The following is a 10505-nucleotide window of genomic DNA, read 5'->3' as shown; positions in this document are numbered from 1 at the left end:
CCCGGGGGCGGACCCGAAGGAGCCGCCCGGCCCGGCCGGTCCCCTGTTCCGGACGGGCCGGGCGGCCGTCTGCGGGGCGCCGCGGGCGCCGGCGGTGCCGGCCGTCCGCGGCGTGTCGGGGCCCGTCGGGCGTCAGTGCCCGTCGCAGCCCGGGAGGGCCTCGCACATCGGCGCGGTCATGCCGGTGCCGACGTACTTGTCCTCGGGGGCCTTCCAGGCGTCCTTGGGCTGGGCGCCGGCCTTGGTGGTGGCCCAGACCGCCAGCTCGCTGACCGCACCGCCGTCGCTGACCACGTACTCGTGCAGGGTGACGGTGCTGCCGTCGGCCTGCGGGACCGTCAGGACGGCGGCGAAGTAGGGCGCGTTCGGGGCGCTGTCGACCTTCACGGTGGCGCCGGGCGCGGTCTTGGCGCAGGACTTGAGCGCCTCCGTCAGACGGCCCTCGGCCAGGTTGGTGCTCTGCTTGGTGCCGCTGCTGCGGGTCGGGTCGCCGTGGAACAGCAGGGTCTGCTCGGCCGTCCAGCGGTCCCCGCCGAAGCCGACCGAGGCCCGGGCGGAGGCGGTGCCGGTGAACAGCGGCTCGTCGTCCTTCGCGACCGCGGCGCGGCACAGCTCCATGCCCTTGAACTGGACCTGGCCGGAGAGCTGCTTGGCGTTGGCCGCCAGCGGCGTGTAGTGGTAACTCTCGTCCATCGGGATGCTCTTGGTGTCCATCCAGGCCTTGTCCGGGATGCCCTTGTCGGACCCGCTGGGCTTGTTGGGGTTGACACTGGGCCCGGTGGTGGCGGCGGGGAGGGCGGGGTTGGCGTCCTGGCTGCCGTTGTCCGGCCCGCAGGCGCTGAGGGCGCCCAGGCAGACGAGGGCTGCGGCGGTGGCGGTGACGACTCTGGTGGTGCGCAACTGACGGTTCCTCGGATGTCCGGTGGCGTGGGCGGGGGTCGGGCGCGCACCGGCCGTGGGCCGCTGGTGCGCGGCGCCGTCCGTCCGTCCCCGCCGCCCGGTCGACCCGTGGTCGCGGGCTTGCGGCATGGCAGCTCCTCCCCTGTGCATGCGGCCGCCTGGCCCCTCGCCCCGCTGTCCGCCCCGTGACTGATGGCCGGTCAGGGTCGATGGTGTGTCGACGGCGGTCGAAACCTATGCCACCGGACCGCCGGTCGCAAAGCCGGGTTCCGGCCGGAGGCCCGGATTCCCTTTGGGACTGGTGGGGCTCATGGGGTGAATGTGACCGGGCCCGGAGGGGTGCGGCGGGCGGGGCGCGGAGGGTCCCAGGGGTGCGCGACCGCCTCCGCGCGCGGGTCGGGGCGGCGCATCCGGGCAGGTGGGGGCGGGTGCGCGGCGCCGTGCGACGGATCCGCGGGCGGCCCCGGTCAGGCGACCCGGCCGCCGATCCCGGAGCGGCCCGCCGGGACGCCGTCGAGGGTGACCACGGTCTGCCGTCCGACGGCCTCGCCGAGCGCGCCGGTGATCGCCGCGGTGGCCGCCGCGACCAGACGGGCGGGCGCGTCGGGCACCTGCGGCAGGTGGTAGGCCGACTCCCGCAGGCTCAGCAGGACCACCGGCGCGACCTCCTCGGTCGGCAGTCCGCCGATGCCCCGGCGGCGCTGGGGGACCCCGATCAGCTCGACCGCGACCAGCGGGCGGACCCGTTCGCCGAAGACGGAGGTGACGGCCTCGGTGAGGCCGGCGATGAGGGCCCGCTCGACCTCGGGGTCGAGGGACTCCTCGCGGATGTGCAGGCTCAGGTGCGGCATGGTGGAGCTCCGTTCGGCTCGGTTCGTACCATGGGCTGACGGGTTCGCTTTGCACATAAAACAGCTTTGAAGTCAAAGGTAACTGAGGAGGGGTGTGCGATGTCAACGGCCGAAGGGGAATCGCGGAACACGCCGTCGTCGACCGGGGAGGGGCTCGACGACGCGGTGCGGTCGATGCTGCTGCTGATGCCCCGGCTGGTCGGGCGGGCCAAGCGGATCCCCGTCCCCGAGCCGCTGCGCGGCCTCGCACTGGCACCCCGTCACCTGTCGCTGCTGGCCTGCCTGCTGCTGGACGGACCGATGGGCGTGAACGACCTCGCCGCCCGGCTGGAGGTCGCCCCCACCACGGTCAGCCTGATGGTCGGCGACCTCAGCCGGCAGGGCATCCTCGAACGGCGCGAGGACGAGGCCGACCGCCGGCGCCGGATCGTCGCGATCGCCCCCGCCCGGCTGCCCGCCATCGAGGCCTGGCTCGCCCCGGGGGCCGTCGCCTGGCGCACGGCCCTCGGGCCGCTCGACGCGGCGCAGCGGCGCCTGGTGGTGGACACGCTGCTGGCGTACGAGGCGGCGGTGGGGCGGGAGCGGGACTGACGGCGGCCGGTGCGCCGGGCGGGAGGCCGGTCAGTGGCCGGGAGCCCGGTCAGCGGCCGGGGGCCCGGCGGAAGAGCGCGGTGAGGAGGAAGGGGACGCCGAACAGCGTCGAACCGGGGCCCTGGGCGGCCATCGGGCGGATCTCCAGCGGGGTGAACTCGCGGAACAGCGAGCGGAGTTCGTCCGGCGAGTAGGCCAGGCCGCCCTCCAGGGCGCCGAGCCGGTAGAGCTCCTCGTCGGTCCGCTCGGAGCCCGTCGCGCCGGCCGCGAAGGCGGTGACGGCGAAGTGCCCGCCCGGTGCCAGCACCCGGTCGAGCAGGGCCAGGTAGCTGACCCGGCGGTGCGGCGGGAGGTGGTGCAGGCAGCCGGAGTCGTAGACCAGGCCATAGTGGGAGTGGGGGAGCCGGGCCTCGAAGATGCTCGCCCGGTGGAACCGCAGGCCGGTGCCCGCGCCGGCCTCGCGGGCGCGCTCCTCGGCCCAGGCCACGGCGGTGGCGGAGAGGTCGACGGCGTCCACCTCGAAGCCGAGCGAAGCCAGGTGGACGGCGTTGCGGCCGGCGCCGCAGCCGAGGTCGAGCGCCCGGCCGGGGGCGAGCAGGCCGCGGTCCAGGTAGGAGGCCAGGTTCTCGTCCGGTTTCGGCGTGAAGAACGGGCGATCGGCGGACCGGTCCGCGTAGAACCGGTCCCAGAACGGTTCGGCCGGCGGGAAAAGGCCGTCGAGGAGGGCGAGGACGTCTTCGGTGGTGCGGATCGTACGGTTCATTCCGCCGATCGTAGGCCGTCCGGCGGGCGGGCGCGCGGGGCGCAAAGGCCGCTGTGCGGTGGGCTGTTGGGGTCGCCGGGGCGCGGTACGGCAGAGGTGGTCCGGACCCGGGCGAGCGCGTGGCGGCACCCCCGCCCCGGGCCGGGAAAGGGCATTTTCGCGGAGTGGGGAGAGGCGCCCCGGGGGCGTGCCGGAATTCCGCCGGGAAAACTGCCGTACGGGATTCGAGGGCCACATGCGAACCGGACAAGTCAACATTTACTTCTCCGGATTTCCTCTGCATAGTGGCGGGTCGAATCGAGAGGGGGCTCTTCCTTGTCGCAGATCCACGACAACGCCGCACAGCAGGTGGAGCTGGAGCGGGTGCAGGTGTCCGTCATCGGCGAGCTGTTCGACGAGCGGCTCGCCGGGGCGCGGGAGCAGCTGGGGCGGGTGCTCGCGTCGGCGGCGGACGGCGCGGGCGAGGTGTACGAGCGGGAGGTGGCGGCCGGGCGGCTGGCGGGCGAGGTGCGCCGGTTGCAGGGCGCCGAGGGCGGGCTGGTCTTCGGCCGGATCGACCTGGCGGACGGGACGGTGCTGCGGATCGGGCGGCTGGGGCTGCAACGGGACGAGGACGAGCTGCCGTTGCTGGTGGACTGGCGGGCGGAGGCGGCACGGGCCTTCTACGAGGCGACGCCGGTCCACCCCCTGGGGCTGCGGCGGCGCCGCCACCTGAGCCTGACGGGCCGCACGGTGGTCGGGGTGAGCGACGAACTGCTGGACGGTTCGGAGCCGGCCGCCGGGGACGTCGTGGGGGACGGCCCGTTGGCGGCGGCGCTGCGGGAGCGGCGGACCGGGCGGATGGGGACGGCGGTCGCCACGCTCCAGACCGAGCAGGACGCGATCGTCCGCTCCTCGCACCGCGGGGTGACGGTGGTGCAGGGCGGCCCGGGCACCGGGAAGACGGTGGTGGCGCTGCACCGCGCCGCGTACGTGCTGTACGCGTTCCCGAAGGCGGCCGAGCGCGGTGTGCTGGTGCTGGGTCCGAACGCGCGGTTCCTCGACTACATCTCCCAGGTGCTGCCCTCGCTCGGGGAGAACGACGTCGTCCTGGCGACGTGCGAGGAGCTGGCCGGCGTCGCGCCGGGCGCCGTGGACGGGTTCGGGGCGGCGCGCCTCAAGGGCGGCGCCGAACTGGCCGACGCGCTGGCCGGGTCGGTCCGCTCGCGGCAGGCCCCGGGCGGGGACTTCACCGTCCGGGTCGGGCGGGAGTGGGTCCGCCTGGAGGAGGCGGAGGTCGCCGGGGCGCGGGCGGCGGCGCAGGCGAGCGGCCTCGCCCACAACCGGGCGCGCCGGCTGTTCCTGGAGCTGCTGGTGGACTCCCTGACCGGCGCGCTGGCCCGCGGCACGGTCGAGGCGCTGGAGCGCATCGACGCCGAGGTCGCGCTGCTCACCGGCATCGACCTCGACCGGATGGCGGCCCGGGACCTGCGCAGACTCGGCGTCGACGACGAACCCGCCACGGGGGCCGACGAGTTCGACGCCGACGCCGTCCGGGCCGCGCTCCTGGACGACGCGTACGTGGACCGGGCCGTCGAGGAGCTCTGGCCGCGGCTCGTGCCGGGCGAGGTCGTCGACGCCCTGCTGGCCGACGCCGACGCACTGGCCGAGCGCCTGCCGCACCTCGGCGACGACGAGCGGGCGTCGCTGCTGCGCACGCCCGGCGCGCCGTGGGCCGACGCCGACGTGCCGCTGCTCGACGAGGCGGCGAGCCTGGTCGACGGGCCGCCCGAGCAGGCCTTCGGGCACGTCGTCGTCGACGAGGCGCAGGAGCTGACGGCGATGCAGTGGCGGATGATTCTGCGCCGGTGCCCGGGCCGGTCGATGACACTGGTCGGCGACTTCGCGCAGGCGGGCCCGGCGGCGACCGCACGGGACTGGCACGAGGCGCTCGCCCCGCACGTCGGCCGGCGCTTCGACCTGCGGACGCTCACCGTCAGCTACCGGACCACGCGGGAGATCCTGGCCACCACCGGGGAGTTGCTCGGCCGGATCGCCCCGGGGCAGCCGCCGGTCCGGTCGATCCGGCACGGTGAGGAGCCCCGGACCGTCGCGGTGGCGCCGGAGCGGCTCGCCGGTGAGCTGGTGCGCGAGCTGCGGGCGCAGGCCGCCGCGCATCCGGGCGAGCTGCTCGGCGTGGTGTGCGCGGACGGCCGGACGGCGGAACTGGCGGCCGCCGGGGTCGAGCGGTACGCCCGGCTGGTCCCGGCGTCGGAGGCGCGCGGCCTGGAGTTCGACGAGGCCGTCGTGGTCGACCCGGACGGGATCGTCGCCGCCCGGCCCGCGGGCGAACGGGACCTGTACGTCGCCCTGACCCGCGCCACCAAGCGGCTGTGCACGGTCACCCTTCGGGAGGCCGGGGCGTAGCGGGGTGCCTCCCGCACGGGAAGTCGGCCCGGCCGACTTCCCGTGCGGGAGGGGCCGCGTCCGGGTTCCGGGGGCCGCGTCCGGGAACCGGGGTCCTGGTAGTGGGTGACCCGTCGACGCGAGGACACAAGGTGTCCTAAAGTGAATGACGTGTCTTCCCGGGGCTCCGCGGCGCCGCCGGGCGGGTCGCCGCTGCCCGCGGCCCGCCGGTGCGGGCCGCACCCCGCGCCCCGGCGGACCGCTCCGACCGAAGAGCGAAGGAGAACCACGGCGATGGCCGACACGTTCGAGACGGGCAAGACCGACCTGGTGGACCTGGCCCACCAGCGGATGCGGACCGCGATCCCCGACAACGACTGGACGGTGCGCCAGAAACTGGCCCTGACCTGCCGCATCCTGTTCGACGCCGGCCACGACTCCGGGCTGGCCGGCCAGATCACCGCCCGGGCCGAACGCCCGGGCACCTACTACACCCAGCGCCTGGGCCTGGGCTTCGACGAGATCACCGAGGACAACCTCCTCCTCGTCGACGAGGACCTCCACGTCCTGGAGGGCGACGGGATGGCCAACCCGGCCAACCGGTTCCACAGCTGGGTCTACCGGGCCCGCCCGGACGTCAACTGCATCATCCACACCCACCCGCTGCACGTCTCCGCGCTCTCGATGCTGGAGACCCCGCTGGTCGTCTCGCACATGGACCTGTGCCCGCTCTACGACGACTGCGCCTTCCTGGAGAAGTGGCCCGGCATCCCGGTCGGCAACGAGGAGGGCGAGATCATCTCCGCCGCCCTCGGCGACAAGCGCGCCCTCCTGCTCGCCCACCACGGCCAGCTGGTCGCCACCGGAACCGTCGAGGAGGCGTGCACCCTGGCCCTGCTCTTCGAGCGGGCCGCCGAGCTCCAGCTCCTCGCCGGGGCCGCCGGGAAGATCCAGGAGATCCCCGGACCGCTCGCCAAGGAGGCGCACGACTGGATCTCCACCCCCAAGCGCGGCCAGGCGAACTTCGCCTACTACGCCCGCCGCGCCCTGCGGGCCGGCCACGGCGACGCCCTCGTCACCCGGAAGGACTCCTGAGATGCCCGCCACCACCCTGGAAGGGATCATCGCCTACCCGGTGACCCCGTTCTCCGCGGCCGACGGCGGCCCGGACCTCGACCGGCTCACCGAGCTGATCGACCGGCTGGTCCGCTCCGGCTGCCACGCCATCGCCCCGCTCGGCTCCACCGGCGAGAGCGCCTACCTCGACGACCAGGAGTGGTACACCGCCGCCGAGGCGTCGGTGGCGGCCGTCGCCGGCCGGGTGCCCACCGTCGTCGGCATCGCCGACCTCACCACCCGCAGCGCCGTCCGCCGCGCCCGGTTCGCCGAACGGGCCGGCGCCGACGTGGTGATGGTGCTGCCGCTCTCGTACTGGCGGCTGGACGAACGCGAGATCACCCGGCACTACACCGAGATCGCCGACGCGATCGGCATCCCGCTGATGATCTACAACAACCCCGCCACCGCCGGGGTCGACCTCCGCCCGGAACTCATGCACCGGCTGGTCGACCAGGTGGAGAACATCACCATGGTCAAGGAGAGCAGCGGCGACATCCAGCGGATGCACCGGCTCACCCAGCTCTCCGACGGCGCCCTGCCGTTCTACAACGGCTCCAACCCGCTGGCCCTGGAGGCGTTCGCGGCCGGCGCGGCCGGCTGGTGCACGGCCGCACCCTGCCTCATCCCCGAGCTCACCCTCGACCTGTACCGGGCGGTGCGCGCCGGTGACCCGGAGACGGCCCGCCGGGTGTTCTACCGGCAGCTGCCGGTGCTGCAGTTCCTGCTCGGCGGGGGTCTGCCGACCACGGTGAAGGCGGGCCTGGCCCTGCGCGGCCTGGACGTCGGCGAGCCCCGGCACCCCTTGCTGCCGCTGGACGGGGCGCGGACGGCGCAGCTGTCCGCGCTGCTGTCCGCGGCGGGCGTCGCCCTGGCGGACGGCGCCGGGCCGAAGGCCTGACAGCGGCGTGGGGCCGCCCTGAAGCCGGGCTAGGGACGGCTTCAGGGCGGCCCCGGGCCCGCCGGGCCCGTCAGGGCAGCGTGGGAACCCGGTCCGAGGGGCCGTCCGGGTCGTCGTGGATGACCACGAGGATCTCGGCCGGCTCCGGCCCGGTGCTCCGGCAGCGGTGGGGCAGCGCCGAGTTGAAGTACACGCTGTCCCCGGGGCCGAGTTCGACGCTCCGCTCGGGGAACTCCAGCACGGCGGTGCCCGCGTGGACGAAGAAGAACTCCTCGCCCGTGTGCGACTTGAACGGCGGGTCCGCCGGTTCGGTCGGCGGGTACATCATGAACGGCACCATCCGCTTGCCGCTGAGCCCGGTCGCGATGCCCTCGTAACGGGAGACGCCGGAGCCCGCCCCGGTGCCCACCGGAGTGCGCTCACCGGCCCGGACGACGGTGACGAGCTCGGGCTCCACCTCGTCCGAGAAGAGCCGGCCGACGTCGACCTTGAGGGCGTGGGCCAGCTTGAGCGCTGTCGAGATCGACGGGTCGCTGATGCCGCGCTCGACCTTGGAGAGGTAGCTCTTGGTGACGCCGACCTGCTCGGCGAGTGCCTCCAGGCTGAGCCGGTTCTGCTTCCTCAGCACCCGCAACCTGCCGGCCATGCGCCACCTCTCACCCACGGAATCGTCCGGTCCATTATCGGTCCGGCGTGCGGGGAAGCGCGGTTGCGGTGCCGGTCGGTGCCGGTCGGTGCCCGGTGGCCGGCCGGGCCGGGGGCCGGGGCGTTCCTGCGGCCCGTCCGACCGGACCCGCAGAAACGCCCTAGGATCGCCGGATGATCACCGTACCGTCCGGCCGGGTCACCCTCTCCGACCGTCGCACCCGGCGCAGTTGGGCCGTCGACGTCGCCCCGTTCCGGCTGACGGCCTGTCCGGTGACCCGCGAGCAGTACGAGGGCGCGACCGGCGACCGCCGCCCCGCGCACAGCGTCTCCTGGCTGGACGCCGTCCGCCACTGCAACGAGCTGTCCCGGCGCGAAGGCCTCGCACCCGCCTACGAGGTGGACGGCGAGGACGTCTCCTGGGACCGCGCCGCCGACGGCTACCGGCTGCCCACCGAGGCCGAATGGGAACACGCCTGCCGCGCCGGCACGGACGGCCCGCGCTACGGCCCGCTGGACGACATCGCCTGGTACCGCGGCAACTCGGGCGAGCGCCCGCACGAGGTGGGCGGGCTGCGCCCGAACGCCCACGGGCTGTACGACCTGCTCGGCAACGTCTGGGAGTGGTGCTGGGACCGGTACGACCCCGAGGTGTACGGCGAGTACCGCGTCCTGCGCGGCGGCGGCTGGTTCGACGAGCACTGGAGCTGCCGCGCCTCCGTCCGCCGCCGGAGCCACCCGACGCTGCGGATCGACGACGTGGGATTCCGGCTCGCCCGCTCGATCCACAGCCTGCCGCGCACCGGTCCCCGGCCGCCGCTCGGTTGAGGAACCGTCGCGTCCGCTCGGGCGTTGGCGCCTGCATGAGTGAAGAATCAGTGTCCCTGCGCCCGATAGCCGAGGCCGACCTCCCCGTGGTCGAGGGACTGGTGAACGACCCGGAGATGCTGGGGGAGTTCCAGTGGTACGGCTGGCGCGATCCGCAGCGGTACCGCCGCCGGTGGCTGGAGAGCGGGCTGCTGGAGGAGGGGCAGTGGATGCTCGCGGTCGAGGTCGGGGGCAGGTTCGGCGGTTTCGTCGCCGCCAACCGCAGCGGGGTGCGGCCGTCCGCCCCGTACTGGAGCATCGGCGTGCAGCTGCTGCCGCACGTGCGCGGGCGCGGCATCGGCACCCGGGCCCAACGGCTGCTGGTGGACCACCTGTTCGCGCACTCCCCGGTGATGCGGCTGGAGGCGGACACCGAGGCGGGCAACCTGGCCGAGCAGCGCGTCCTGGAGAAGCTCGGCTTCACCCGGGAGGGCGTGCAGCGCGCGGTGACCTTCCGGGCCGGCGCGTGGCGCGATGTCGTCCGGTACAGCCTGCTGCGCACCGACCCGCGTCCGTAGGGCGTGCCTAGGCGATCCCGAACCACTCCTCGGCGAGGGCGTCCAGCGTCCGTGCCGAGGGCTTCAACTCCCGCAGGTACCACGGCAGGTTGCTGTACACGTGGAGCAGGGTGCACGCCATCAGCAGCCTGGGCTCGAAGCGGCGGCCGTAGGCGTTCAGCAGGTGGCCGAGCAGGTGCGGGTCGGCCCGGGTGGTGAAGAGTCCGACGGCGACCAGGTCGTAGGCCGGGTCGCCGATCATCGCGGGCTCGAAGTCGATCAGGCCGGTGAGGCGCCAGCCGTCGGCCGGGTCGGTGAGCAGGTGCTCGCGCATGAACTCGGTGTGCAGCAGCGAGCGCCCGGGGGCGGCGGGGAGCGGGGCGGCGGCGAGGAAGTCCGGGATCTGCTCCAGCCACTCCCGCGCCAGCCCGCGTTCGCGCTGGCGGGCCACCGCGCCCGCGGCCCGGCGGGCCAGGAAGGCCGGCCAGTCGCCGGGGCCGAGGACGTCGGCGAGCGGCTCGGGGTCGAGGGCGTGCAGGGCGGCGAGCGCCTCGCCGCAGCGGCGGGCGATCCGCTCGCGGTCGGGCGGCGGGATGCGCGGCCAGGCCGGGGCGAGGCCCTCGCCGGGCAGACGGGACATCAGGACGTGGCGCCAGCCGTTGACGTACTCGCCGGCCTCGTGGACGGTCGGGGTGGGGATCGGCAGCGCGCCGTCCAGGCGGGTGAGCACGCGCTCCTCGACGATGCCGTCCCGGGCGGCGGCGGCCGGGAACAGCTTGAGCACCAGCGCGTCGCCGACCGCGTAGACCGGTACGGAGCCCTCCGGGAAGCGCTCCAGGGGCAGGCCCCCGACGCCCAGCCGGGCGCAGAGCGCCTCGGCGCCGGGGCGCATCACCGTCTCGTCGGGGACGACCGCGTCCCACTCCTCGTCCGTCAGCACCAAGGGCAGCACCGGCGTACCGTAGGCGGGCGAACGGCCCCGGCGCAAA

General features: G+C 74.7%; 11 protein-coding genes. 6 read left to right on the top strand and 5 right to left on the bottom strand.

Annotated features, from left to right (window positions below; genetic code table 11):
- Nucleotides 1-132 precede the first annotated feature (132 nt).
- Both ACFVHV_RS30565 and ACFVHV_RS30560 read right to left on the bottom strand, forming a co-directional pair.
- Nucleotides 133-900 (bottom strand): hypothetical protein, encoded by a 768-nt coding sequence (locus ACFVHV_RS30565; RefSeq protein ID WP_380355283.1) that lies wholly within the window; start codon nucleotides 898-900, stop codon nucleotides 133-135.
- A 467-nt stretch (nucleotides 901-1367) separates the two neighbouring features.
- Entirely contained in the window at nucleotides 1368-1751 is a 384-nt protein-coding gene (locus tag ACFVHV_RS30560; RefSeq protein ID WP_359909597.1) for a hypothetical protein, read from the bottom strand.
- Between the two features lie 99 nt (nucleotides 1752-1850).
- Between ACFVHV_RS30560 and ACFVHV_RS30555 the strand changes: the two genes are divergently transcribed.
- On the top strand, nucleotides 1851-2342 hold the full coding sequence (locus ACFVHV_RS30555; RefSeq protein WP_380355280.1) for a MarR family transcriptional regulator: 492 nt from the start codon (nucleotides 1851-1853) through the stop codon (nucleotides 2340-2342).
- 49 nt (nucleotides 2343-2391) lie between these two features.
- Here the strand turns inward: ACFVHV_RS30555 and ACFVHV_RS30550 are convergent, their stop codons facing one another.
- Nucleotides 2392-3105: a class I SAM-dependent methyltransferase gene (locus ACFVHV_RS30550; RefSeq protein WP_380355278.1), complete on the bottom strand. Its 714-nt coding sequence runs from the start codon at nucleotides 3103-3105 to the stop codon at nucleotides 2392-2394.
- Between the two features lie 315 nt (nucleotides 3106-3420).
- Between ACFVHV_RS30550 and ACFVHV_RS30545 the strand changes: the two genes are divergently transcribed.
- The 3 genes from ACFVHV_RS30545 to ACFVHV_RS30535 all read left to right on the top strand — a co-directional run bounded on the left by ACFVHV_RS30545 (nucleotide 3421) and on the right by ACFVHV_RS30535 (nucleotide 7507).
- Nucleotides 3421-5511 (top strand): HelD family protein, encoded by a 2091-nt coding sequence (locus ACFVHV_RS30545; RefSeq protein WP_380355276.1) that lies wholly within the window; start codon nucleotides 3421-3423, stop codon nucleotides 5509-5511.
- 273 nt (nucleotides 5512-5784) lie between these two features.
- Nucleotides 5785-6585 carry an aldolase gene (locus tag ACFVHV_RS30540; RefSeq protein WP_380355273.1) on the top strand — a complete coding sequence of 267 codons (801 nt, stop codon included), beginning with the start codon at nucleotides 5785-5787 and terminating at the stop codon, nucleotides 6583-6585.
- Nucleotide 6586: 1 nt separating this feature from the next.
- Nucleotides 6587-7507 (top strand): dihydrodipicolinate synthase family protein, encoded by a 921-nt coding sequence (locus ACFVHV_RS30535; RefSeq protein WP_380355270.1) that lies wholly within the window; start codon nucleotides 6587-6589, stop codon nucleotides 7505-7507.
- A 70-nt stretch (nucleotides 7508-7577) separates the two neighbouring features.
- Here ACFVHV_RS30535 and ACFVHV_RS30530 read toward each other — a convergent pair whose 3' ends face one another.
- Entirely contained in the window at nucleotides 7578-8153 is a 576-nt protein-coding gene (locus ACFVHV_RS30530; protein WP_359909615.1) for an XRE family transcriptional regulator, read from the bottom strand.
- 173 nt (nucleotides 8154-8326) lie between these two features.
- On the opposite strand from ACFVHV_RS30530, the gene ACFVHV_RS30525 reads away from it, so the two are divergent.
- A complete protein-coding gene (locus ACFVHV_RS30525; protein WP_380355267.1) occupies nucleotides 8327-8980 on the top strand; it encodes a formylglycine-generating enzyme family protein in 654 nt (217 codons plus the stop codon).
- Nucleotides 8981-9015: 35 nt separating this feature from the next.
- Complete coding sequence (locus tag ACFVHV_RS30520) at nucleotides 9016-9537, top strand: GNAT family protein (protein WP_359909619.1); 522 nt, start codon at nucleotides 9016-9018, stop codon at nucleotides 9535-9537.
- Nucleotides 9538-9544: 7 nt separating this feature from the next.
- Here the strand turns inward: ACFVHV_RS30520 and ACFVHV_RS30515 are convergent, their stop codons facing one another.
- On the bottom strand, nucleotides 9545-10468 hold the full coding sequence (locus ACFVHV_RS30515; protein ID WP_359909622.1) for an aminoglycoside phosphotransferase family protein: 924 nt from the start codon (nucleotides 10466-10468) through the stop codon (nucleotides 9545-9547).
- Between the last annotated feature and the right edge of the window lie 37 nt (nucleotides 10469-10505).

It is taken from the genome of Kitasatospora sp. NPDC127116 (assembly GCF_042677365.1).
Lineage (GTDB): Bacteria > Actinomycetota > Actinomycetes > Streptomycetales > Streptomycetaceae > Kitasatospora > Kitasatospora lactacystinica.
Note: the sequence above shows the minus strand (reverse complement) of the source record. Positions and strands in the feature narration are given on the sequence as shown.

Coding starts and splice junctions, on each gene's coding strand:
- ACFVHV_RS30520 (WP_359909619.1), top strand. CDS start 9,016: ATGAGTGAAGAATCAGTGTCCCTGCGCCCGATAGCCGAGGCCGACCTC.
- ACFVHV_RS30555 (WP_380355280.1), top strand. CDS start 1,851: ATGTCAACGGCCGAAGGGGAATCGCGGAACACGCCGTCGTCGACCGGG.
- ACFVHV_RS30550 (WP_380355278.1), bottom strand. CDS start 3,105: ATGAACCGTACGATCCGCACCACCGAAGACGTCCTCGCCCTCCTCGAC.
- ACFVHV_RS30560 (WP_359909597.1), bottom strand. CDS start 1,751: ATGCCGCACCTGAGCCTGCACATCCGCGAGGAGTCCCTCGACCCCGAG.
- ACFVHV_RS30535 (WP_380355270.1), top strand. CDS start 6,587: ATGCCCGCCACCACCCTGGAAGGGATCATCGCCTACCCGGTGACCCCG.
- ACFVHV_RS30530 (WP_359909615.1), bottom strand. CDS start 8,153: ATGGCCGGCAGGTTGCGGGTGCTGAGGAAGCAGAACCGGCTCAGCCTG.
- ACFVHV_RS30540 (WP_380355273.1), top strand. CDS start 5,785: ATGGCCGACACGTTCGAGACGGGCAAGACCGACCTGGTGGACCTGGCC.
- ACFVHV_RS30525 (WP_380355267.1), top strand. CDS start 8,327: ATGATCACCGTACCGTCCGGCCGGGTCACCCTCTCCGACCGTCGCACC.